General features: G+C 30.1%; 22 protein-coding genes. 17 read left to right on the top strand and 5 right to left on the bottom strand.

The genetic code is table 11. The annotated features are described in order from the left end of the window. Positions 1-151: 151 nt before the first annotated feature. On the top strand, positions 152-1531 hold the full coding sequence (locus ACTG47_RS18000; protein WP_479925570.1) for an MATE family efflux transporter: 1380 nt from the start codon (positions 152-154) through the stop codon (positions 1529-1531). 105 nt (positions 1532-1636) lie between these two features. Here the strand turns inward: ACTG47_RS18000 and ACTG47_RS17995 are convergent, their stop codons facing one another. Continuing rightward, positions 1637-2773 carry a nucleotide disphospho-sugar-binding domain-containing protein gene (locus ACTG47_RS17995; protein WP_479925569.1) on the bottom strand — a complete coding sequence of 379 codons (1137 nt, stop codon included), beginning with the start codon at positions 2771-2773 and terminating at the stop codon, positions 1637-1639. Between the two features lie 212 nt (positions 2774-2985). Here ACTG47_RS17995 and ACTG47_RS17990 point away from each other — a divergent pair, with 212 nt between their 5' ends. Together ACTG47_RS17990 and ACTG47_RS17985 are read left to right on the top strand one after the other, a co-directional pair. After that, complete coding sequence (locus ACTG47_RS17990; RefSeq protein WP_479925568.1) at positions 2986-3231, top strand: hypothetical protein; 246 nt, start codon at positions 2986-2988, stop codon at positions 3229-3231. A gap of 170 nt (positions 3232-3401) precedes the next feature. After that, positions 3402-4115 (top strand): response regulator transcription factor, encoded by a 714-nt coding sequence (locus tag ACTG47_RS17985; RefSeq protein WP_479925567.1) that lies wholly within the window; start codon positions 3402-3404, stop codon positions 4113-4115. A 174-nt stretch (positions 4116-4289) separates the two neighbouring features. Here the strand turns inward: ACTG47_RS17985 and ACTG47_RS17980 are convergent, their stop codons facing one another. Further along, positions 4290-5828 carry an ABC-F family ATP-binding cassette domain-containing protein gene (locus ACTG47_RS17980; protein WP_479925566.1) on the bottom strand — a complete coding sequence of 513 codons (1539 nt, stop codon included), beginning with the start codon at positions 5826-5828 and terminating at the stop codon, positions 4290-4292. An 863-nt stretch (positions 5829-6691) separates the two neighbouring features. Here ACTG47_RS17980 and ACTG47_RS17975 point away from each other — a divergent pair. The 5 genes from ACTG47_RS17975 (at position 6692) to ACTG47_RS17955 (ending at position 13032) form a co-directional block, all read left to right on the top strand. After that, positions 6692-9562, top strand: coding sequence for an EAL domain-containing protein (locus ACTG47_RS17975; protein WP_479925565.1), 2871 nt, complete (start codon positions 6692-6694; stop codon positions 9560-9562). A gap of 397 nt (positions 9563-9959) precedes the next feature. Continuing rightward, entirely contained in the window at positions 9960-10499 is a 540-nt protein-coding gene (locus tag ACTG47_RS17970; protein ID WP_479925564.1) for an HXXEE domain-containing protein, read from the top strand. Between the two features lie 50 nt (positions 10500-10549). Beyond that, positions 10550-11560 (top strand): alpha/beta fold hydrolase, encoded by a 1011-nt coding sequence (locus ACTG47_RS17965; RefSeq protein ID WP_479925563.1) that lies wholly within the window; start codon positions 10550-10552, stop codon positions 11558-11560. A gap of 358 nt (positions 11561-11918) precedes the next feature. After that, positions 11919-12383 (top strand): Lrp/AsnC family transcriptional regulator, encoded by a 465-nt coding sequence (locus tag ACTG47_RS17960; RefSeq protein ID WP_479927096.1) that lies wholly within the window; start codon positions 11919-11921, stop codon positions 12381-12383. Positions 12384-12447: 64 nt separating this feature from the next. Beyond that, a complete protein-coding gene (locus tag ACTG47_RS17955; RefSeq protein ID WP_169469813.1) occupies positions 12448-13032 on the top strand; it encodes a DJ-1/PfpI family protein in 585 nt (194 codons plus the stop codon). A 4-nt stretch (positions 13033-13036) separates the two neighbouring features. Here ACTG47_RS17955 and ACTG47_RS17950 read toward each other — a convergent pair whose 3' ends face one another. Then, complete coding sequence (locus tag ACTG47_RS17950) at positions 13037-13360, bottom strand: winged helix-turn-helix transcriptional regulator (RefSeq protein WP_169469812.1); 324 nt, start codon at positions 13358-13360, stop codon at positions 13037-13039. 152 nt (positions 13361-13512) lie between these two features. Between ACTG47_RS17950 and ACTG47_RS17945 the strand changes: the two genes are divergently transcribed. After that, on the top strand, positions 13513-14031 hold the full coding sequence (locus tag ACTG47_RS17945) for a nitroreductase family protein (protein WP_479925562.1): 519 nt from the start codon (positions 13513-13515) through the stop codon (positions 14029-14031). 180 nt (positions 14032-14211) lie between these two features. Here the strand turns inward: ACTG47_RS17945 and ACTG47_RS17940 are convergent, their stop codons facing one another. Next, entirely contained in the window at positions 14212-14880 is a 669-nt protein-coding gene (locus ACTG47_RS17940; RefSeq protein ID WP_169469810.1) for a phenylalanine--tRNA ligase beta subunit-related protein, read from the bottom strand. Positions 14881-14994: 114 nt separating this feature from the next. On the opposite strand from ACTG47_RS17940, the gene pdxR reads away from it, so the two are divergent. From pdxR to ACTG47_RS17925, 3 genes are all read left to right on the top strand, one after another. Continuing rightward, positions 14995-16410, top strand: a complete 1416-nt coding sequence (gene pdxR, locus ACTG47_RS17935; RefSeq protein ID WP_479925561.1) for a MocR-like pyridoxine biosynthesis transcription factor PdxR — start codon at positions 14995-14997, stop codon at positions 16408-16410. A 209-nt stretch (positions 16411-16619) separates the two neighbouring features. Beyond that, a complete protein-coding gene (locus tag ACTG47_RS17930) occupies positions 16620-17102 on the top strand; it encodes a helix-turn-helix domain-containing protein (RefSeq protein ID WP_254176400.1) in 483 nt (160 codons plus the stop codon). After that, complete coding sequence (locus tag ACTG47_RS17925; RefSeq protein ID WP_169469808.1) at positions 17099-17683, top strand: ATP-dependent Clp protease proteolytic subunit; 585 nt, start codon at positions 17099-17101, stop codon at positions 17681-17683. The genes ACTG47_RS17930 and ACTG47_RS17925 overlap by 4 nt, the downstream gene beginning before the upstream one ends. 119 nt (positions 17684-17802) lie before the next feature. Here the strand turns inward: ACTG47_RS17925 and ACTG47_RS17920 are convergent, their stop codons facing one another. After that, complete coding sequence (locus tag ACTG47_RS17920; protein WP_479925560.1) at positions 17803-18294, bottom strand: DUF2284 domain-containing protein; 492 nt, start codon at positions 18292-18294, stop codon at positions 17803-17805. Between the two features lie 288 nt (positions 18295-18582). Between ACTG47_RS17920 and ACTG47_RS17915 the strand changes: the two genes are divergently transcribed. From ACTG47_RS17915 to ACTG47_RS17895, 5 genes are all read left to right on the top strand, one after another. Continuing rightward, complete coding sequence (locus ACTG47_RS17915) at positions 18583-19659, top strand: glycosyltransferase (protein WP_479925559.1); 1077 nt, start codon at positions 18583-18585, stop codon at positions 19657-19659. A 222-nt stretch (positions 19660-19881) separates the two neighbouring features. Then, positions 19882-22065 carry an exosporium glycoprotein BclB-related protein gene (locus tag ACTG47_RS17910; RefSeq protein WP_479925558.1) on the top strand — a complete coding sequence of 728 codons (2184 nt, stop codon included), beginning with the start codon at positions 19882-19884 and terminating at the stop codon, positions 22063-22065. A gap of 184 nt (positions 22066-22249) precedes the next feature. Then, complete coding sequence (locus ACTG47_RS17905; RefSeq protein WP_479925557.1) at positions 22250-23011, top strand: epoxyqueuosine reductase; 762 nt, start codon at positions 22250-22252, stop codon at positions 23009-23011. 270 nt (positions 23012-23281) lie between these two features. Continuing rightward, positions 23282-23557, top strand: coding sequence for a CD3324 family protein (locus tag ACTG47_RS17900; RefSeq protein WP_054277675.1), 276 nt, complete (start codon positions 23282-23284; stop codon positions 23555-23557). Positions 23558-23854: 297 nt separating this feature from the next. After that, positions 23855-24409 (top strand): DUF1062 domain-containing protein, encoded by a 555-nt coding sequence (locus ACTG47_RS17895; RefSeq protein ID WP_479925556.1) that lies wholly within the window; start codon positions 23855-23857, stop codon positions 24407-24409. Positions 24410-24458 lie beyond the last annotated feature (49 nt).

Here is a 24458-nt window from a genome sequence, read left to right as displayed (position 1 = left end):
TTTGTTTATTAGTATAATTATAGAATAGCAAGATTAATTAAAAATCTATCCAAGTAATTAGATATAATCTTTATGGAGGAAGGAGGTCTTTTAATGTCTAATAGGTTGGATATAATTTTAAATATAAGTAATGCACAGGAGAATGACCAGAATGAGTGATATATCTTATTCAGAAAATCAGAAACAAGATAATCTTCATGTGGAGGATAATTTACTTGCACAAAGATTTAATTTGTTTTCTCTATTAAAATTTGCATTTCCTACTATTTTTATGATGATTTTTATGGGATTATATACAATTGTCGATACTATATTCGTTTCAAGATTTGTTAATACAAATGCTTTATCAGCAATTAATATTGTCTGTCCAATTATTAATATTATAGTTGGACTTGGAACTATGCTTGCTACTGGGGGGAACGCTATAGTAGCTCATAAGATGGGAAACGGTGAGGCTGATGAAGCTAAGGAAATTTTTACTTTAATAGTATTATCTGGAATTGCACTTGGGATGATAATTACTGGTATTGGGATTATGTTTATAGACTATATTATTATATGGTTAGGAGCAAGTGAAATTTTGATTAAATATTGTCGCTCATATCTTTTTATTATTTTGGTTTTTGCTTCTGCTAACATATTACAAGTATTATTTCAAAGTCTATTTGTAACAGCTGGAAAGCCCAAGTTTGGATTATGGTTGGTGATAGGTGCAGGGTTTACTAATATAATTTTAGACTATGTATTTATTGTTCCATTACAAATGGGTATTGGTGGAGCGGCACTTGCAACTGGTATAGGATATATAATTCCTACTATTGCAGGATTAGTTTTCTTTTCGAAAAACAGGGGAGTACTTAGATTTTGTATGCCTAAAATAGATAAGAAAGTATTATTTGAGGCTTGTTTTAATGGTTCTTCTGAAATGGTGAGTCAATTATCAACAGCAGTTACTACTTTTTTATTCAATATTATAATGATGAAATTGATTGGGGAGGATGGAGTTGCAGCTATTACAATAATTATTTATTCTCAGTTTCTTTTAACTTCACTTTATATAGGTTTTTCAATGGGAGTTGCTCCAATAATAAGTTATAATTATGGAAGTAGAAATAATACACAGTTAAAATACATTTTTAAAATCTGCATATTATTTATTTCAGTAGCTTCTTTATTGGTATTTGTGTTTTCTATGCTCTGTTCACCAGGGATAGTAGAGATTTTTTCTCAAAGAGGAAGCAATGTTTATCAGATTACAAAGTCTGGATTTTATATATTTTCTTTTAGTTTTATTTTTTGTGGATTCAATATTTTTGCATCATCTATGTTTACAGCACTATCAAATGGAAAGATATCTGTAATACTATCTTTTTTACGTACGTTTGGTTTTATAACTACAGGTTTGATGATATTACCAAATATATTAGATATATATGGAATTTGGCTAGCAGTACCAATTGCTGAGCTTTTAACCTTATTTTTAACAGTTAGTTTTATATGTAAATATAAGAATAAGTATAACTATATATAAGAATAATTGCAGTTAACACATATCTTTTTAACTGTATATCATTTAGCCCATAAATAAAGCTTTTTCTATTATTTATGGGCTTTTATTGTATTTCTTCTTTTGGATTCATTCTTTTAATATTTTGTTATTCATATATTGCATAATCAAATCAGCACCAAATTCATTACTACCTGCACTTCTAATTTCTTTTTGCATAAGAATTATATTTTGAGTTATAGTCGAATCATTAAGAACAGCTAAAGTAGAATCTTTAAGAATATCACTTGTAATATGTTTATGTGAAATTTTTTTTCCTAAATTTAAGAGTTCAATTTGTTGTGCATTAGCTGGTTGGTCACTCATAAATGGTATAACAACCATAGGAACACCAAAATAAAGGGATTCCATAACACTATTTAAACCACCATGAGTAATAAAAACATTTGATTTCTCTAATATCTCAAGTTGTGGTACAAAGGGATAAATATAAAAATTATTTGGTATCTCATTGAAGTCTGATATATTTATTGAATTACCAACAGACATAATGACAGTTACATTTTCATCTTTAAACGCATTGATACACTTTTTGTAAAATGCCATTGCTTTATTTACTACTGTACCCAAAGAAATATAAATTAAATTATTTTTAAATTCTGGAAATATAAACTCATTCTTTTTATTACGTTGGTAAATAGAAGTACCAAGAAATATAAACTTATCTTCTGGAAAATCTTCTGCATATGGCTGAAATTTTTTTATAGTATATACAAGATTGAGCTCTGGAGGATTTTCGGTAATTTCTTTTAACCAAGAGTTAGTCATCAATTTAACACCATTTGATACTTTTTTAGTCCATCTGCGACATATCCATTCAAAACGAAATATACTTAATATTCCACCAGAGTTAATAAATTCTTTCATCAGAATTTCATTAGGAGCTGGTGCAGTAATAATCCTAATAACAGGCTTATTGAACCTTTCTGCTATATGCTTTCCTAAAAAGAAAAGATGTTCATAAATAATTAAGTCAAATTTATGGACTACTTTTATAGAAGCTTGATAGGCATTTTTTATTTGAATAGAAAGTTTTCTGTCATCTTCATAACAAAGAAAATCAGAGCCCATTTCTAAAATTTTATCTTTCCATTCTTCAGTTAGTAAGTATGTTACGGAATTACCTTTATGCACTAGCTTTTCTACTAACCCAAGGGTAGGGTATACATGTCCAGAAAAAGGTAAATTTATAAATAAAATTTTCATAATCAACCTCCTTTACGATTTTTTATCACGTATTTACTTCGCTCAAATAAACAAAATACTGTTCTGTTTATATTTTACAATGTACTTTAGGCAAAGTCAATTATAAACAGAATATTATTCTTATAATATTGAAGATTAAAGCTTACACATAAGGGAAATTATGTTTTTTAAAATGGGTAGAGACTTCCATGATTGTAGGGAAGATGAAGGATATGGAATTAAGCAAACTATTTTTTATGGGTTTTGTGCCAGCAACAAAAATGAGTAAAGAAACAATTAATAAGTTTAATTCTCATTGGAAAATATTTACATATTTACAAAACCTTATTATACTAGAGCCAGATACTATTGGAGAGGCTTACTTTTCAATTTGTACTTCTAATGTTTATACAGATATTACTGGAAAACTAATAAATCATCGAGGTCAAATTGTTAAAAGGATAGAGTATCTTTGCTAATTCTGATAAATTTTTATTTAATTATTTAAATTAATATGATAAAAGTTATGATTAATTAGAATTTAATTTATACTTGATTTTATTTAATTATTTGAATATACTTTAAGCAAAAGATAGAGAGTGAGAGGATTAAATAGAAAAAAATAACTCTTTATAGGAGCGATTTTAATATGGAGACATACTTTAATAAAAAAATATTACTTGTTGATGATGAAAAAGATATAATAGATTTAATTGAAGAAGTACTTATAAATGATGGTTTTAAAAATATTATTAAAGTCTACAATGGTTTAGATGCTATTTCTTTGTGTAAGATAGAATGTCCAGATATTATTATTCTTGATATAATGTTACCAGATGTAGATGGGATAGAAGTGTGTAAAAAAATTAGAGAGTTCTCATATTGTTCAATTCTTTTTCTTTCATCAAAAGATGATGAGATTGACAAAATACTTGGTCTTAGTAGTGGTGGCGATGATTATATAACGAAGCCATTTAGCCCAAGAGAGGTTGTATTTCGAGTTAAAGCTCAATTGCGTAGACAACAATACCAAAGCATTATACCATCATATGATGTAGTTATTAAGTTAGGTAAGATTACTATTGATACAGAAGGAAGCCGTGTTTATAAAGATGGAAATGAAATTGGGTTAACTGGAAGAGAGTATCAACTTTTAAGTTATATGGGTCAAAATATAAATAAAATTATAGGTAAGGAAAGATTATATGAAAAAGTGTGGGGAGAATATAGCAGTATCTGTGATAATACAATTATGGTACATATACGTCATATACGAGAAAAAATCGAAGATAATCCTTCAAATCCTAAATTACTCATAACAGTTAAAGGTCTAGGATATAAACTTGTAAATAGAGTTGATTAGAATGGATTTTAATGTTAATAGGCACTTATTTATGAGTGCCTATTAATATTTGTATTCCAGCAATAGACTTTGCAGTCTATTAGATTCTTATCTTTTTAGTTTCCTAGCTATGAGACTTTAACCAAACATTAATACATGTATTGAAGTATTGATTAAACAATATCATAGATAGATTTATATTAATTGTTTCTCTATGTTAAATACCTTATCAATCCAACCTTTATAAAATTTTTCTTCATGAGATACTAGTATGATACTTCCTTTAAACTGTTTTAAAGCATTTTGTAAAGCATCCTTTGTTTCTGCATCAAAATGGTTGGTTGGTTCATCTAGAATTAAAAAATTGCAAGGAGATAATATCATACAACATAATTTAACCTTAGATTGTTCACCACCACTTAGAGTAGATATACTTCTTGAAACATGCTCTTCTTTTACTCCGCATTTGGCTAGGTGACGTCTAATCTCCTTTGTATTAAACTTTGGATACTTATCTGCCACTATTTGAAGTGGCGTTTTAGTGGGATTCTCCCATTTTAAATCTTGTTCATAATAACCAATTTTAACTTGGTCTGAAAACTTAAAACTTCCAGCTATGCAAGGAATATCTTTAACTAATGTCTTTAACAAAGTCGATTTACCAATTCCATTAAATCCAGTTATAACTATTTTTTGACCTCCATCAACAGAAAAATTTAGTTTTGGAAGCAAAGAATAGTAGTAGCCAACTTCAAGATTGGTAACTGTAAGAGCATTTTGAGCAGATATTTCAATCTCTGAAAATTGAACATTTGGTTTTCCTACAAAACTAGGAGGAGCTATTCTTTCTATTTTATCCAATTGTTTTTGTCTTCCTCTTGCAATTTTTGAATTTACCCCAGCTTTATTTTTACGTATAAATGTTTCTTCTTTTTCTATTTTCTTTTGTTGTGCTTGATATCTTCTAATATAATCCTCCCTTAAATGTGATTTTTGTTTAAGAAACTCTGAATATTTTCCATGATATTTTTTAATCATGCCAAACTCTATATCAAGAATGCCTGTAGAGATTTTCTCTAAAAAGTCAAAATCGTGGGAAACTACAATAAATGCTCCAGCAAATGTATTTAAATAACTTGAAAGCCATTCAACATGTTCTTTATCTAAAAAGTTTGTTGGCTCATCTAATAATAAAACTTCATGATTAGAAAGCAGTAATTTTGCCAAGATTACTTTTGCTCTTTGTCCTCCACTAAGTTCTCCAACTACACGATTCATTCCTATCGAATCTAATCCAAGACCATTTGCTATTTTGTTCACTTCATTGTCTATGGAATAGAAGTTGCTTGCTATTAGTTGTTCTTGATACTCTGATGCCTTAATCAGGAGTTGTTCATTTCCAGATAGAGCACTTTTTTGATATAGTAAATTCATCTCCTTTTCTATTTTATAAAGTTCTTCAAATGCAGAGTGCAAATAGAGGGATATTGTTGTATCTCTATTAATTTCTGCATATTGGTCTAAATGACCTATTTTGATATTAGTTTGCCACTTGATTTCTCCTTCATCTGGAATAACTTCTCCTAATAAAATTTTAATTAAGGTACTTTTCCCTACACCATTTTGACCAACTATACCAATATGTTCACCTTTGAATAAATCAAAGTTAGCTTTCTCATACAGTGACTTATCCATAAAACCTTGTGATAAATTAGTTACTTTTAATAAACTCATAATTCAAACTCCTTTTCTTTTATTAAAAATTTATGAAAATAAAAAAAGCAGAGGAAAGGCATTCTAAAATGCCGACCTCTGCTTTTGGAAAAACAAAAGGTCATAGACAAGCATTGTTGTCTATGACCAGAAAATCTATATATCTATCGGCAAATAGGCAATTTTAAATAAGCATAGCTAAAAAACTATACTAAACCTATATTTGCCGATGAAGATAGAAAGCTCTAAGCTTCCAGATTAACCTCTACACAACGCTTCATCGTATACATTTGTGTAGAGTTAAGTTTTCTAACAAGTTTAACTAATTCTATATAAATCATAATTGTTCACATCCTAATCTTAATTCTAGTTTATTTATATTTAAACTGTACTTTAGTACTTTTGGTATTATCTTATTTATTTAAATTATATTTTACTAATTATAGCTTAAATCATGTTATCATAATACATAGTTATAGTCAACCAAAAAAGCTATTTTCATGTAGTCACTTTGATAACATAATAAATTAAAATTATATTATTAAGGTGTAGGATAGTGTTAATTATAATAATTCTCCATAATTTTGATATAGTATAAGATTATCTTTACAAGATATTATAACCTGTAGAACAAGTTGAATACTATTGTTGAATTTTCAAGGATATGCTAATATACATATATAATTGTTAGAAATAAAATAAATGCAAAATTTACATATGAAGGTATACATTTAAAGTAGTTATTAAAGATATGTGTTTATTTATGATTATATAAACAGGTATACTTTGAATATAATATCATTAGTAAGATAATGTAAATGAGTTATTATGAAAATAATCGAAAGCAATTTCAATAAAGTCTTTTACAAAGGGGAATCAGGTTTGTGTCGATTAAAAGAATAGTTTTTATAATGTCTTTAATTAGCTGTGTAGTATTTATGTGTCTCCCAATACAAGCAATTGCTACATCAGAAAAACGTGTGGTAAAAGTAGGTTTTTTTGAGTTTGAAGGGTATCATGAGTATAATGAAACTGGAAATAGAAGTGGGTATGGGTATGAGTATCTCCATGAGATTGCAAAGCATACTGGTTGGACATACGAATATGTATCTGGTACATGGGAAGAATGTCAAACTATGTTAGAAAATGGTCAGATTGATTTGCTTACATCTGCACAGTATACAAAAGAGCGTGCAGAAAAATTTGACTTCTCAGAATTGCCAATGGGGAGTAGTTATGCACGTATTACAGTAAAACGTGGAAATTTAAAATATTTACCAAATGATTATAAAAATTTTAATGGAATGGTGATTGGGTTACTTGATAGTAATAGTAGAAATGAAAATTTAAAAAGATTTGCACATGAAAAAGAATTTAATTACACATCTAAATATTTTAAAAATCAAGAAGAGTTAGAAAAAGCATTAAAAAATGGAAAAGTAGATGCTATATTAACTAGTAGTTTAAGAAAGGCTAAAAATGAAAATGTAATTGCTCAATTTTCTCCATCTTCATTTTATTGTATCGTAAAAAAAGGTAATACTCAATTGTTGCAAGAAGTTAACAATGCTCTGGAAGACATTGAAATGGATAATCCTGCATATAAGTTTAATTTGTATAGTAAGTATTATCAATCTGGCAATAAAAATGAGTTTATTCTTTCTAAAGAAGAACATAATTATCTAAAAAGAAATAATAGTATACGTGTAGTTAGTATGCCAGAATCATATCCACTATCGTATTTAGAAAATGGGAAATTTAATGGTATAATATCAGATATGTTTAATTTAATTGTTAAAGACCTTGGTTTAAATATAGATTATATAGAAACCAATTCATATAAAGAATCAATCAATATGTTAAAAGAAGGAAAAGCAGATGTAATATACTTTTTTAATTCTGATTATGGTTGGTCAGAGCAGAATGGAATAAAAATTACATCTCCTTATATGGAATTGAATTACAGTGCAATAACTAAGAATTATAAGAATACTAAATTTAACAATATTGCCGTTGTAGACAATGATAAATTTAATGATGAGTATATCAAAAAACGTTATGACAAAGCTAAAATTAAAAGTTATAAATCCGAAAAACTGGCTATAAATGCAGTAGAAAGAGGCGATGCAGATGTAGCATTTATAAATACATATTCTGCTGAAAACTATATACAAAAAGATTATAATAATTTAAAAGCAATTTTGGTTACTGATTATAAAACTAACATATCCTTAGGTGTCAACCAAGATACAAATCCAGTACTATATTCTATTTTAGATAAAAGAATAAATTCACTTAATAAGGATGCTTGTTCTGAAATTATTGCAAAACATACAATGTTTCAAAATTATGATACTAGCTTATCTCAATTTGTACACCAGCATCCAGTTCAGACAGTTTTAGCTTCTTTTTGCTTTTTCTTAATTATAATAGCAGTGCTTTCTTATATAATTGCAATTAACAGAAGACACTCAGTACATATTTTTGATTTAGCATTTAAAGATACAATTAATGGTATTTGGAATTACAATGGATTTGAAAAAGAGACAACAAAGCTTTTGGAAAAACATAAAGAAAAGTATTATGCACTGGTTGCTTTTGATATAAAGAAATTTGCTGTAATAAATGAGAACTATGGGAGAGATTCTGGAGATATAATTATAAAAGAAATTGTTTTAGCTCTAAAAAAGACTATAGGTGATACATCTTTATTAGCCCATGTAAAAGCAGACCATTTTCTTTTTCTTTTACCGTATGAGTTTAAGAAAGATTTGGAACGAGTTCTTAATAGTATAAGTGAGGATATATCATATTTTGAAGTGAAAGGCTTTAGTATTAAAGTCAAGCCAAACTTTGGAGTATACAATATTGAATCTGAGAATGTTGCAGTTACCAAAGCTATTGACTATGCTGAAATTGCTAGAAGAAAAGCAAAGGAAAGTAAGTCATCTATAGTGTATTTTGATGAGTCACTTAGAGAAAGTCTTAAAAAAGAGAAAGAGATTGTTGATAGAATAGATTATGCATTAGAAAATGGGGAATTCCAAGTTTATTATCAACCTAAATTTGATATGAGAACAAATGAAATTATTGGAGCAGAAGCACTTGTTAGGTGGAATCATAAAGAACTTGGTTTTATGAACCCAGGAGAATTTATTCCTATACTTGAAAAGAGTGGTGGAATTATAGAAGTTGATTTTTTTGTGTTGGATGAAGTATGTAGATTGACTCGTTTTTGGGTGGATTCTGGAATTAAACCAATTTCAATTTCTGTAAATCAATCAAGAGCACATTTTCAAAGAAAAGATTATATATATAGATTACAAAATTTACTTGTTAAATATAATATACCTAGAAATATAATTGAACTTGAGATAACTGAAAGCTTGTTTGAAAATGATAGCATATCAAATGATATGATAAAGAAGATTAAGGAACTTGGATTTTTTATTTCTGTTGATGATTTTGGGTCAGGTTATTCTTCTTTGAATCTTCTAAATCAAGTTTCTGTAGATATTCTAAAGATAGATAAATCTCTATTAGATAATTCTAAAGGAGAAGGGAAGATTATAAGTAAAGTAGTTGAAATGGCAAATGACTTAGGGTTAGAAGTGATTTGTGAAGGTGTTGAAAATATAGAACAGGCAGAGTTTTTAATGAGTATTAATTGTTATTATGCACAGGGGTATTTGTATGCTAGACCTATGCCAAAAGATATGTTTGTTCAAAAACTGGAAAAGTCTAAAGGTATATAGAAAATTATATAAATATTTAAGTTGTTATAATGATATATTAAAGATTCTAATAAATAAAGAATAAAATATCAAATATGAACTAAAACATAATGGTTATTGAGTAGATATGAAGGAATTAAGGATACATTTTTCCACTAGTCTACTATCTATGAATTAGACTTGATGCAATGAAAATTTCAAGTTTAAAAAAGGTGATAACAGTATAAAAACTGATTATCACTTTTTTTATTACCAGTGTATATGTACTTCATAAAATTTTTTTATAAAATCGTCTATTGTCACATTTTTGGCTTGATTGTAGCACTTTTACTATATATATTGACATCATTATTCATAGGAATTATACTATAAATACTAAAAGTGTCACAAATGTGACACAAAGAATAGGAGGATTAATATGTCAGATATAAATGTTATTGTATGGAGTTTACCCATTTTATTTATGCTACATGATTTTGAAGAAATTATATTTGTTGGTCATTGGAAGAAGAAATTTAAAAGTTTATTAGAGATACCCAATATGAAAAAGAAACCATATGGACATTTCATAGATACAGCATCTTTTTCAATGACTATTGGTATATTGTTTTTAATTCAAGTTCTAATTGCTTTTTTTAGCATTCTGTTTCAAAGCTATTATGTTTGGTATGGGGTGTTCTTTGCTTTCACAGCTCATTTTATTTTAGTACATATTCCTTTCACAATTATATTTAAACATTTTGTTCCTGGTATTTTTACGTCACTTATTATACTACCGATATGCTCCTTTATTTTATATAAGTCTGCAACTATTTTGTCATATTCTTTTCAAACGTATGTTATTTCATGTGCTTTAAGCTGTGTAGCAGTTGGTATTTTATTTATAAGTGTTGATTTTCTTATGAAAGTATTTTATAAATGGTTAAACAACTATGCCCTAAGCAATGCTATGAGATAAAAAGATTTTAGCAGTATATAACTTAATGATATAAATGGAGGAAGGTAACTATGAGAAAACATCTGGATGAAAAGATTTTTGTTGAGATTAATGGTATGCGACAGGGAATGTTTTTGCAGAGCGAGGACACCAACGGGCCAGTACTTTTGTTTCTACATGGCGGACCTGGATCGCCGGAAATCTGTTTTACGAAGAAGTATCCCGCTGGGTTAGAGAAGCTGTTCACCATTTGCTGGTGGGAGCAGAGGGGCAGTGGCATCTCCTACAGTAGCACGATTCCAAAAGAATCGATGACCATTGAGCAGATGATTTCAGATATACTTGCAGTGGCTAAATATCTTAAAGAGCGTTTTGGAAAGAAGAAAATATACGTGATGGGTCACTCTTGTGGATCTTTTCTGGGTATGTTTGCAGTTCAGCGAGCACCAGAGTACTTTTACGCCTATATTGGTATAGCTCAGGTGTGCCAGCAAGCGAAATCAGAGCAGTTGGCGTATGATTATATGCTTCAGAAATACCGCACTGTTGGCAACAAGAAGATGGTATATAAGTTGGAAAAATTCCGTATTGATAATTGGAAAGAGATGAACATGAAGTATCATAATATACGAAATGTCTGCATGAATCAACTTGGAATTGGCCTAATGCACAACAGTATTTCCAGACTAGAAATAGTCATGATTCTTCTATGCTTTAAGGGATATACTTGGAAGGAGAAGATGCAGTACCTCAGAGGTGGTTCGTTCTCCTTGACATGTCTTTGGAGCTATGTCCTATGCGGCGATTTGTTTAAGGAAGTTCCTTGCCTGGAGGTTCCAGTCTATATGTTGCACGGCAAATATGACTACAAGGTGTCCTATTCTCTGGCTGAAGAGTATATCCGTGTGTTGCAGGCACCTCTCAAGGGATTTTATACCTTTGAAAATTCTGCCCACAGTCCTTGCCAAGAGGAGCCAGAGTGGATGTTCCAAATTATGCAAGAAGATGTACTCCAGAGTAGAGTGGATTTGGCGGATTCATTAGAGTGCATTGACCAGTCTGGCGTCAAGGTCACAAATTGAACATAAAAACGTTCCTCTATTATGTATCACTTATGATATTGAGTGTAGTTCTGGCAATCATTTATGTATGATATGTAAAAATGACTAAAAAAATTAAATATACAGCAAAGGCACTTCATAAATTATGAAGTGTTTTTTATTATTGTGAAAATAAGTATTGTATCATGAACAATAAAAAGAACAGTATTAATTAAATTTTAAATAATTTCAAGTATTATATATTATTTTATTTGAAAAAACTAAAATTTTAAGGAAAAATGATGTATTTGTATTAAATTTTATTGAAATAATTAAAATTATTTACTTAATATAAAATATTAGTTAGAATTATACTAAATAATTAAGGAGGTGAACAGCTATAGATGAGATAGATTTAAAAATAATTAATTCTCTAAAGAAGAATAGTAGAGCCTCAACTTCTGAAATAAGCAGACAAGTCAATTTATCAATACCAGCAGTTTCAGAACGCATAAAGAAAATGGAGCAATCAAATATAATTCAAAAGTATACCATTCAAATCAATAGAGAAAAAACAGAATACAAACTTTTGGCTTTTATATTTATCAATACTGATTTATCCAAAAGTATAGAAGATTTTAAACAAATTATATTGGAACATGAGACTGTATTGGAGTGTCATCATATTTCAGGGGAGTATGATTATTTAATAAAAGTATTAGCAGAAGATACTAGTGACCTTGAAGAATTTATATCTATAACATTAAAAAAAATCAAGGGAATTCAGAAAGCTAATACAACTATTGTCCTATCTACGATTAAGGAAGAAATCAATACATGTAAAAGTATTTTTAAAATATATTAAGTAGCTAAATATTAAGTATATTATTTATCTTTATTTTAACTAAATTTTAGGAGGAAAATATAATATGAAAGTTTTAGTTTTTTTAGCAAAGGGTTTTGAAACTATGGAATTCAGCGTATTTATAGATGTTATGGGATGGGCTCGTAATGATTATGCTTGTGATATTGATGTAGTAACTTGTGGATTTAAAAAGGAGGTTATAAGTACATTTAATATTCCAGTATTGGTTGATAAGACCATAGAAGAAGTATGTGTTGATGATTATGATGCTCTGGCTATTCCTGGGGGATTTGAAGAGTTTGGATTTTATGAAGAAGCATATGATATGCCATTTTTAAACTTAATAAGAGAATTTGACTCAAAAGAAAAGATAATTGCATCTATTTGTGTGGCAGCATTGCCAGTTGGCAAGAGTGGAGTTTTAAAAAATCGTAAAGCTACTACATATCATTTGAAAAATGGTCAAAGGCAAAAACAATTAAGCGAGTTTGATGTAAATGTAATTAATGAACCAATTGTTGTAGATAAAAATATTATAACTTCATATTGTCCAGAAACTGCTCCACATGTAGCTTTCAAGCTTTTGGAAATGTTGACAACTAGAGAGCAAATGGAGATTGTTAAACTAGCTATGGGATTTAAACTATAATGAGTTATAGATTTTCTAAGTAATCAGAACCCCAGTCACACATGCAATCTAAAATTGGAATAATACTCTTTCCAAAATCTGATAGTGAATATTCTACTTTTGGAGGAACAACAGGATAAACAACTCTTATAATTAAACCATCTGCTTCTAATTCACGTAGCTGTTGAGTTAACATTTTAGGTGTTGCTTTAGGAATTAATTTTCTTAGCTCATTAAATCTCAATATAGTGTCTTTAAGATGCCAAAGTATAAGTGTCTTGTATTTACCACCAATCAATGCAAGTGTTGCTTCTATTGGACAACTATAATTACTAGGACATTTTTTCATTTTTAAGCTCCTTTCATATATTTTAAAGTATCTTTTTAGGTACTATATTACAAAAAAGTGCATTATTGTAATATAAAGTTATAGTGATAAAATTATAGCATAGGTTAAATGAATCATCAATGTAACCTAATAAAATGATAGGAGGTAAGTAAATGAATTTTGTTGAACTTGCAAAAAAAAGATATTCTTGTCGTAATTATCAGGATAGAAAGGTTGAAAAAGAAAAGCTTGAGAAAGTTTTAGATGTTGCGAGAATAGCTCCAACTGGTGGTAATCGTCAACCACAAAGATTAATTGTTATTCAAGAAGAAAAAGGTCTGAATAAACTTTCTAAGGCTGCCAATATATATGATGCACCATTAGCAATTATTGTGTGTGGAGATAAGGAAAAAGTTTGGACAAGACCTTTTGATGGAAAACAACTTACAGATATTGATACAAGTATAGTCACTGACCACATGATGTTACAGGCAACTGAACTTGGATTAGGAAGTGTTTGGGTGTGCTATTTTAATCCAGATGTAATTAGAGAAGAGTTTAGCTTGCCAGACAATCTAGAACCAATAAATATATTATTAATAGGATATGAATCTAAAACACCAGAAAGCCCAGATAGACATGAAAAAACTCGTGTTTCTTTAAGTGAAATTGTTTCTTATGAAACTCTTTAATCAAAAATTAAGTTATTTACATAATAAATATAATAAAATATTTGTGATAAGTAAAATTTAAAATAAGTAATATCTACATGAAGTTAATTTTAGTGAAGTGTATCTGATTTTAAGAGAAGATATACTTCACTAATTTATTTGTTTAAAATGTTTATTAAATGTGAGGGTTTTACGAACTAACTAAAATATATCTATTGAATTAACTTTTAAATCTGAAAAAGCACTTGAGATATAGTCTTTTATATCATTTAGATGCTCTTGAATTTGTTTTTCTGATATTCCATCAACTCCATATACAAAATACAAAATATTTTTAGTATCTTTTGTTATAGATGTTCGTTTATCTGGTCCATTAAGAATGCTGGATAATATACCAATGTTATCAGATAAAAATAAATCATACTTTGTTAAGACCTGTTCTTTATCACTTATCCCATAAAAATGTTCACCACCACTTGCTACATCTATTTTCAAAGGTAATTCTATCTTATCAAGGTTATGTCCTGCTGTTAAAAGAAGGTTTTTTAATTCTGCTAAAAACATTGATTCAACTGTTATGCCTACATCTGGGATATTTTTTTGTTTTAACAAGAGAGATTCTAATTGAAGTAATACAGGGTAAGTTTTCTTAAATCTTTTATAATATTTTATGTAATTTGAAATAGGTTCTGTTTTAATTTTTTCTTGACGATTGTATTCTGGGTGTTGTTTAATGATAGTTTCAGTTACAGAGTTTTTAAGAAATAGAAAATTTTCTTTATTAGTATTTGAATTTATAATATTTATAACCATAACTCCAAATTTAAGGTTAGGATAAATTTCTTTTACTTTATTTGATATTTCTAGCATAATATAGACTCCTTTTTATTTTATATTTTATGATATAATCTTAGCAAGATAAAAGTGGATTTTGTAGTTCCACTTTTATAGCAATTTTATAGAACCACTTTTGGAGGTATTAAAGTGTGGATTACGATTAATAGAAATAGCAATATATCACTATCAAGACAAATTTATTGTGAAATAAAGGGTATGATTTTGGATGGAAGCTTAAAATTCGAACAAAAATTGCCATCATCTAGAACTTTGTCAAAAGAATTATCTGTATCTCGCAATACAGTTTTAGATGCATATAATCAATTAATAGCAGAAGGATATCTGGATACAAAAAATGGTTATGGGACAATCATAGCTAAAGGTATATCAGAGTGTAATGTTGATTTTAAGTTAAATTACACTTTTGAAAATGTAGATAATTTGCATATCAATAAACAAAAAAACTGCATAGATTTTCGTTCTGGTATTCCAGAATTAAAACTATTTCCGCGTAAAGAATTTTCAAAGTTATACAAACAAATACTGTATGATTTATCAGATTTAGATTTTAGATATGGAAGTGTTGCTGGTGTATGGGGATTGAGAGTAGAAATATCTAAGTACTTATTTCGCACTAGAGGTATTAGATGTAATCCCAAAAACATTATGATTGTTTCTGGTTCAACACAGGGATTATCCCTAATTTCACAACTTTTATATAAAAACAATAAAAAAGTAGTTGTAGAAGACCCTATTCATAAAGGCTTACTAAAGGTTATTTCATCTATTGGATATTCGGTTATTGGAATTAAAGTAGATGATAAGGGTATTAATACTGATTTAATAAAATCAGTGAAAGGCATTTCTTTTGTTTATACTACTCCTTCTCATCAATATCCCTTAGGGGGTATTTTACCTATTCAAAGAAGACTAGAACTTATTAGATGTGCAATAGAGAATAGTTACTATATAATTGAAGATGACTATGACAGTGAATTCAGATATGAGGGACAACCAATTAGTTCTCTTTATGAACTTAATCCAAATAAAGTAATTTATATAGGTTCTTTTAGTAAAATATTATCTCCAGCTATTCGTGTCGGATTCATGTTACTACCAGATAATATTTTAGAGGATTATAAAGTTATGAAAATGTACTCTGATGTTCATACAGAAACAATATTTCAGTATGTACTAGCTGAGTTTATTAGAGATGGAAGCTTAGAGAAGTATATATTTAGAATGAAGAAACTATATAATAGAAAACGTAAACACCTTATTGAAGTATTAAACACTGAGTTTAAAAATGAATTTAAAATAAAAGGTGAGGCAGCAGGCCTTCATATAGTTGTTCATTTTTATAATATCAAGTTTACAGAAAGCTTGATTAATAAAATTTTTGAAGCAAATATAAAAGTTTATCCTATACAGCAGTATGCAATTAAGAATATGTTAGAATATGACCATGAAATTATACTAGGTTATGCTCATCTTAGTCTTGATGAAATTGAAAAAGGTATAGAAATACTCAGTAAAATAATACATATGAACAAAGATACATAGATAGAATCTTTAGTGATTTATATAATGGATACAATTGAGTTGACATTTTAATAATAGTTATTATATTAATGTATCGTTATTATTTTTATATTGGAATATTTAATATTATGTTGTAGATATTTTACGACTATTAACTAAGTTAAGATAGCAATTTATATTAAGAAAAAAGTTTTTGCATAGGTTATAATACTTAAAAGGAGAGGATGAAGTTGAAAACAAATACAGATGTGATTATGGACATTATTGATTATATAGAAGAAAATCTTACAGAAAATCTAAATTTAGATAAAATAGCTGATATTGCTAATTATTCAAAATACCATTTACACAGAATGTTTACAAATATTGTAGGATGTACTATTCATCAATACATACAGAGAAGGAGACTTACTGAAGCAGCTAGACAACTTATATTTACAGATAAATATATTATAGACATAGCTATTATAGCAGGATATTCTACACATCAATCATTTACACTGGCATTTAGAAACTTATACAAAGAGTCTCCACAAGTATATAGAAATAAAGATGAATTTTATCCTATACAACAGAGATTTGTTTTAAATCTAAATCATCAAATCCAAAATGCAAAATGTATGTCTTATACAAGTATTAATTATAAACAAAGAAGAGATGAAATCAATTCTTCTCTTAACTTTAACATTAATTGTGAGGTGAAAGTAGCATGAGTTTAGTACCACATGTAATTGAACAAACTGGTCAAGGGGAAAGGTCTTATGATATATATTCGAGATTATTAAAAGATAGAATTATATTTATAGGAGAAGAAATTAATGATGATATTGCAAGCCTAGTAGTAGCTCAATTACTATTACTAGAATCAGATGACCCAGATTCAGATATAATTATATATATAAATAGCCCTGGAGGCTCTGTTACAGCAGGATTTGCTATATATGATACAATGCATTATGTAAAATGTGATGTATCAACTATTTGTATTGGTATGGCAGCAAGTATGAGTGCTTTTTTACTTGCAGGAGGGACAAATGGAAAAAGATGTGCTTTACCTAATGCAGAGATTATGATTCATCAACCAATGGGTGGAGCTAAAGGACAAACAACCGATGTAAAAATAGCAGTAGATCATATGTTGAAAACAAAAGAAAAATTGGATGGAATTCTTTCTAAAAATACAGGAAAATCAATAGAAGATATTAGAATAGATACAGACAGAGATAATTTTATGACTGCACTAGAAGCTAAAGAATATGGGCTAATTGATTATATAATGAATAAAGAAGAGTAGAAATTTTATTTCAGAATCCAATCTACAATATATAGATAATAAAAAATAACCATGTTTAGATAAACGTGGTTATTTTTTATTTAAAAAAGAAAAGTTTTTCGGAGCTATAACCACATTTTTTAATCAACCAACAATAGACCAAAATGGTTTTGAGTTTCTCCTTTTTCTTTTAAGGTATTTATTTCTAGCCCATTTGACCTTACTGTAGCAAATACATCAATGCCACAAGCTTCCATTGATGGAGCTGTTTTGTTAGGAAAATTACAAGTAGTAGGGTTACACTTAGCACACATTGTACAAGGTCCACTTCCAAAAGCAATTACCTTATAATATCCATCTAAAAATAGTTCTCTTGCAAGTTTGACAGCTAAAGGAGTAACAATGCTCATTTCATGACATCTAAATAGAATGGCTTTATCATAACAATCTATTATTGCTTGTGTTTGTTGATAGGTTGGGACATTAGGTGGACAACAATGGCTATGACCAAATGTGTTGCAACCAAATTGACATTTATAAATTGTCCATGCTGCGGTGAGAATTGTTTTAGGGGCTATTGAAATAGCAATATCAGCTCCGTTAGATTTTAATGTTTCAAAGTATTTTTTCATAATTTGCCTCCCATAAAAAGTAGTTTGGTTTTTTTATTATAAATGAATAAATAATGAATAAATTTAACTATTTCTTATATTTATGATAGCTCAAAAGTATATATCAAACAAATCAAAGTATTAGAATTCTGAATTAAATAAAAATGAACTATGGATAAATAGGATAAATAAAGTTATATACTGTTTTTTTTGTCGGTAAAAGTTTCTGAAATTTCAATAACAAATTGATGAGAAATACCATATATTACTTATGTCTGTAATATATAGAAGACAAAGGAGTTGTACATTATGATTACAATAAGTTTGTGCATGATTGTTAAGAATGAAGAAGAGGTTATAGGCAGATGTTTAGAGTGTGTAAAGGATATAGTAGATGAAATTATAGTTGTAGATACTGGTTCTACAGATTCCACAAAAGAAATAGTCTCAAAATATACAGACAAGGTATACGATTTTGAATGGATAGATGATTTCTCTGCTGCAAGGAATTTTTCATTTTCTAAAGCTTCTAAAGACTATATAATGTGGCTTGATGCAGATGACATAATTTTAGAAGATAATAGGAAAGAATTATTGAAAATTAAAGAAAGCTTAGATACTTCTATTGATATTGTCATGGCAAAATACAATGTCTCCTTTGATGAAAACGGCAAACCAACTTTATCATATTATAGAGAACGACTGTTTAAAAGAAGTTCTAATTACAAATGGGTTGACCCTATTCATGAAGTAATACCTCTTGTTGGAAAACTATTTTATTCTGACTTTGCAATATCTCATAAAAAACTAAACAGACAGGACCCTTTAAGAAATCTAAGAATATTTGAAAAAATGATTTCAGAAGGTAGAGTATTAGAGCCAAGACATCAATTTTATTATTCAAGAGAACTCTACTATAATGCAAGGTATGAGGAAGCAATAGAAGGTTTTACTAAATTTTTAGATTCATCTAGAGGTTGGATTGAGGATTGTATCAGTGCTTGCAGAGATTTAGCCACATGTTATTACTTAATTAATGATGAAAAAAATGCCTTATATTCTTTATTTAGAAGTTTTGAATTTGATGAGCCAAGAGCAGAAGTTTGCTGTGATGTAGGAAAGCATATGTTTGATAGACAAAAATATAAAGAGTCTATTTTTTGGTATAAGGTAGCATTAACAAGAGACAAAAATGATATTAATGGAGGATTTAAATCAAATGATTGTTATGGATATATACCATATATACAATTGAGTGTGTGTTATGACAGATTAGGAGAAGCAGATAAAGCTATTTATTATCATGAAAAAGCAAAAGAAATTAAACCTAATGATAGTGCTATTTTGCATAATGAAAACTATTTTAGTAAATTTAAAAATAATTGATAAGTCACAATAATACTAAATTTGACATATTATATATAGAGCTTAAAAGCTCAAATATATTAGGAGGTGCTTTTAATAATGAGTAGAAATAAATATTTTGGCCCATTTGATGACAATGATTGCGATAATGGCTATGATGACTGCAATGGTGGTCATGATAATTGTAATAGCTGTGATTGTCATCACGGGTGTCCGCCATCATGTGTAGGGCCAACGGGTCCAATGGGTCCAAGAGGTAGAACAGGAGCAACGGGTCCGACGGGTCCAACAGGTCCAAGAGGTCCAGGAATAGGAGCAACAGGTCCAACAGGCCCAACAGGCCCAACAGGAAATACAGGAGTGACAGGAAACACAGGAGCAACAGGATTAAGAGGCCCAACAGGGGCAACAGGGTCACCAGGTCCAACAGGAGCAACAGGAGCGACAGGCTTTGGAATAACAGGCCCAACAGGAGTAACAGGAGCAACAGGAAATACAGGAGCAGATGGAGTAACAGGTCCAACAGGTCCAACAGGAGTAACAGGAGCAAATGGAATAACAGGCCCAACAGGAGCAACAGGAGCGACAGGCTTTGGAATAACAGGCCCAACAGGACCAACAGGAGCAACAGGAGCAAATGGAGCAGCTGGAGTAACAGGAGCACCTGGAGGAACAGGAGCAACAGGAACACCTGGAGCAACAGGTCCAACGGGACCAACAGGCCCAACAGGAGCAAATGGATTAGCAGGTCCAACAGGAAATACAGGAGCAACAGGAACACCTGGAGCAACAGGAATAACAGGTCCAACAGGAGCAACAGGAGATACAGGAGCAGATGGAGCAACAGGTCCAACAGGGGCAACAGGAGTAACAGGAATAGGAATAACAGGTCCAACAGGTCCAACAGGAGCAACAGGAGTAGGAGTAACAGGAGCAACAGGTCTAATAGGGCCAACAGGAGCAACAGGAACACCTGGAGTAACAGGCCCAACAGGAGCGACAGGAGCAACAGGAATAGGAATAACAGGCCCAACAGGAGCAACAGGTCCAACAGGAGCAGATGGAGTAACAGGCCCAACAGGAGCAACAGGGACAACAGGAGCAGATGGAGCAACAGGCCCAACAGGAGCAACAGGAAATACAGGAATAGGAATAACAGGTCCAACGGGTCCAACAGGTCCAACAGGAGTAGGAGTAACAGGAGCGACAGGTTTAATAGGGCCAACAGGAGCAACAGGAGATACAGGAGCAACAGGCCCAACAGGAGCAACAGGAGCAACAGGAACAGCAGGTCTAATAGGGCCAACAGGAGCAACAGGAAACACAGGAGCAGATGGAGCAACAGGTCCAACAGGAGTAACAGGAGCAACAGGAAATACAGGAGCAAATGGATTAGTAGGTCCAACAGGTCCAACAGGAGCAACAGGAATAGGAATAACAGGCCCAACAGGAAATACAGGAGCAACAGGAGTAGGCATAACAGGAGCAACAGGGGCAACAGGAGCAACAGGTCCAACAGGGGCAGATGGATTAGTAGGTCCAACAGGAGCAACAGGAAATACAGGAGCAGATGGAGTAGCAGGCCCAACAGGAGCGACAGGAGCAACAGGGAATACAGGAGCAGATGGAGCAACAGGTCCAACAGGAGCAACAGGAAATACAGGAGCAGATGGATTAGTAGGTCCAACAGGAGCAACAGGAAATACAGGAGCAAATGGAGCGACAGGAGTAACAGGCCCAACAGGAGCAACAGGAAATACAGGAGCAGATGGAGCAACAGGTCCAACAGGAGCAACAGGAAACACAGGGGCAGATGGATTAGTAGGTCCAACAGGAGCAACAGGAAATACAGGAACAACAGGGGCGACAGGAAATACAGGAGTAACAGGAGCAACAGGTCCAACAGGAGCTAGTGCAATAATACCTTTTGCATCAGGCATACCACTATCACTTACAACTATAGCTGGCGGATTAGTAGGTACTCCAGGATTTGTTGGTTTTGGTAGTTCAGCTCCAGGCTTAAGTATAGTTGGTGGAGTAATAGACCTTACAAACGCAGCAGGAACATTGACTAACTTTGCATTCTCAATGCCAAGAGCTGGAACAATAACATCTATTTCAGCATATTTCAGTACAACAGCAGCGCTTTCAATTGTTGGTTCAACAGTTACAATTACAGCAACACTTTACCAATCAACTGCACCAAATAACTCATTTACAGCAGTACCAGGAGCAACAGTTACACTAGCTCCACCTCTTACAGGTATATTATCAATTGGTTCAGTTTCACATGGAATTACAACTGGATTAAATATAGCAGCAACAGCAGAAACACGATTCTTACTAGTATTTACTGCAACAGCTTCAGGACTTTCATTAGTTAATACTGTAGCAGGATATGCAAGTGCAGGAATTTCAATAAATTAGATTAGATAATTAAAAAAAGGCTTCTAGTATCTTATGGATATTAGAAGCTTTCTTAATACTAAATTGATAGATATAGTTTTAGTATTAATCTAATATTAATTGATGAGCACAATATAAAGTACTATTATATAATATAAAATAATAACATTAAATTTGAAATAGGAAATTGTCTAGGGGGGATATTGTGAAAAATAAGATTGAGATATTAATGAATAATTTTGTAAAAGATTATTGTAAATCAAATAATATAACTACAAAATGGCAAGAACTTTTATTTGCTTATGCATCTGTTGAAGACGATATGTTTCATCAGTTAAAAAGTGCTGTAGGAACATCTCATGCTATGCCAAAAGACTTTCTGAAAGATGGTAAAACTATAATTACATATTTTATACCTTTTGATGAAAGTGTGAACAATAGTAATGTTGGAGGATTTGAATGTTCAGAAATTTGGGCAAGAGCATACATAGAAACTAATAGATTAATTTCAGATTTGAACAATTTTTTATGTGAAGAATTAGAAAAAATAGGATTTAGTTCATATGCTATTCCTGGTTCATATAATTTTGATAATAACAAATTAATTAGTGATTGGTCACAAAGACATATTGCATTCATAGCAGGTCTGGGAACCTTTGGATTAAATAATATGCTTATTACAGAAAAAGGGTGTTGTGGAAGGATAGGAAGTATAATCACAAGTTTAGAATTAGAGCCAACTAAAAGACCAAAACAAGAATACTGTTTATATAAACAGTATAACAGTTGTAAAAAGTGTGTAAGTAAATGTGTAAAAGGAGCCTTAAAAGAAGATGGGTTTAATAGAAATAAGTGTTATGAGATGTGTATGCTAAATGAAGCTAAGTATTCTTATATAGGTGGATGTGACATTTGTGGAAAATGTATAGTTGGAGTTCCTTGTTCAGTAATAAATCCATCAAGATAAAGATTTAACCTCAATTAAAGATTCTGATTATATGTGTAATGAGTCGTAAAGATAGAAAAAATATAAATAAAGAATTTGTATTGATTGACAACTATTTATGCTATTGATAGACTTATATGTATTGTTGTAATGTATAAGGAGGGGTGAAAATTTATGTTTGATTTAATCTTTATTTTTGCATAGCAAGGGCTATTGCAAATATAAAATTTAATATATAAATAGCCCTTTGCTATTCCTAATAAAAAATTACTATTTAATAGGAGAGCAAAAATGAGCTATAAAAAAGCAATACATATATTACCAGAAGAATTACTCAAATTAATACAAGAATATGTAGATGGAGAATATATATATATTCCGAGAAAATATAATAATAAAAAAGAATGGGGAAGTAATACATCTACTCGTGAAGAGTTATCCATTAGAAATATGCAAATTTACGAAGATTATCAAGTTGGATATGATTTGAAATACTTATCAGAAAAATATTATTTATCTTTGAAAAGCATTCAAAGAATTGTATTACAAGAAAAAAAGAAAAGATAGTTAAGAATGAGTCCGTGTAATTTTATAATTATACTGACTCATTTTCTTTTGATAAAAGTGTTTGAGGTATAGTTTCTTTTAGGTGGATGTTATAATTTAAGTAATTTCAATAACTTATACAAGTTGTAACAAAGTCAGCTGTAAAGTACTTAATAAGAAGTACTAGTCTTTTGTATAAGAGAAATTAAAATTTATTAAAATTAGGAGGTCTTGTTTTGAGAAAAATACTTGATTATATTCCACCTTTTCATAACTTTCTATTAGTTTAGTAATATTAATAGAAAGGAAATTGTATTTATGCAAGAAATAATTTGGGAAGTGGAATATGCTTCCCAACTACCTGTAATTAGGTATTGTAAAAAATGTGGAAAAAAGATTGAATATATTTGTTCAGATTTATTTAGAGTTAATGCTCAACATAAATATTTAGATATATGGTTAATATATAAGTGTTCAAATTGTGATTCAACATGGAACTCAACTATATATTCTCGTGTTAATCCAAAAAACTTAAATCCAGAAATACTGGAACAATTTCATACTAATGATAGTAATCTTGTTAAGCAATATGCTATGAATGTAGAACTTTTACATAGAAATGGAGCAGAAGTTGGTATTCCAGAATACAAAATAGTAGGTCAAGAAATTAACATTAATGACCTCACACAAGTTAGAATTGTAAGTAAGTATCCGTCTCAGCTAAAGGTATCAACATTATTACGTGAAAAACTAGGTCTATCCAGGAAGAAATTTGATGAAATGTTAGATTGCGGGATTATTAAAAGTATATCTGGAGTTGATTTAAAGAAAAGTAAATTAAATTATGAAATTATGTTAGAGATAGGTAAGTAGAAGTAGAAATCTTCAAATTGACCAGAATAACTAGCTTAATATATGTTCT

It is taken from the genome of Clostridioides sp. LIBA-6622, assembly GCF_056716095.1.
Note: the sequence above shows the minus strand (reverse complement) of the source record. Positions and strands in the feature narration are given on the sequence as shown.

Coding starts and splice junctions, on each gene's coding strand:
- ACTG47_RS17965 (WP_479925563.1), top strand. CDS start 10,550: ATGAGAAAACATCTGGATGAAAAGATTTTTGTTGAGATTAATGGTATG.
- ACTG47_RS17895 (WP_479925556.1), top strand. CDS start 23,855: ATGCAAGAAATAATTTGGGAAGTGGAATATGCTTCCCAACTACCTGTA.
- ACTG47_RS17925 (WP_169469808.1), top strand. CDS start 17,099: ATGAGTTTAGTACCACATGTAATTGAACAAACTGGTCAAGGGGAAAGG.
- ACTG47_RS17950 (WP_169469812.1), bottom strand. CDS start 13,360: ATGAAAAAATGTCCTAGTAATTATAGTTGTCCAATAGAAGCAACACTT.
- ACTG47_RS17995 (WP_479925569.1), bottom strand. CDS start 2,773: ATGAAAATTTTATTTATAAATTTACCTTTTTCTGGACATGTATACCCT.
- ACTG47_RS18000 (WP_479925570.1), top strand. CDS start 152: ATGAGTGATATATCTTATTCAGAAAATCAGAAACAAGATAATCTTCAT.
- ACTG47_RS17915 (WP_479925559.1), top strand. CDS start 18,583: ATGATTACAATAAGTTTGTGCATGATTGTTAAGAATGAAGAAGAGGTT.
- ACTG47_RS17990 (WP_479925568.1), top strand. CDS start 2,986: ATGGAATTAAGCAAACTATTTTTTATGGGTTTTGTGCCAGCAACAAAA.
- ACTG47_RS17900 (WP_054277675.1), top strand. CDS start 23,282: ATGAGCTATAAAAAAGCAATACATATATTACCAGAAGAATTACTCAAA.
- ACTG47_RS17945 (WP_479925562.1), top strand. CDS start 13,513: ATGAATTTTGTTGAACTTGCAAAAAAAAGATATTCTTGTCGTAATTAT.
- ACTG47_RS17980 (WP_479925566.1), bottom strand. CDS start 5,828: ATGAGTTTATTAAAAGTAACTAATTTATCACAAGGTTTTATGGATAAG.
- ACTG47_RS17985 (WP_479925567.1), top strand. CDS start 3,402: ATGGAGACATACTTTAATAAAAAAATATTACTTGTTGATGATGAAAAA.
- ACTG47_RS17955 (WP_169469813.1), top strand. CDS start 12,448: ATGAAAGTTTTAGTTTTTTTAGCAAAGGGTTTTGAAACTATGGAATTC.
- ACTG47_RS17940 (WP_169469810.1), bottom strand. CDS start 14,880: ATGCTAGAAATATCAAATAAAGTAAAAGAAATTTATCCTAACCTTAAA.
- ACTG47_RS17910 (WP_479925558.1), top strand. CDS start 19,882: ATGGGTCCAAGAGGTAGAACAGGAGCAACGGGTCCGACGGGTCCAACA.
- ACTG47_RS17920 (WP_479925560.1), bottom strand. CDS start 18,294: ATGAAAAAATACTTTGAAACATTAAAATCTAACGGAGCTGATATTGCT.
- ACTG47_RS17970 (WP_479925564.1), top strand. CDS start 9,960: ATGTCAGATATAAATGTTATTGTATGGAGTTTACCCATTTTATTTATG.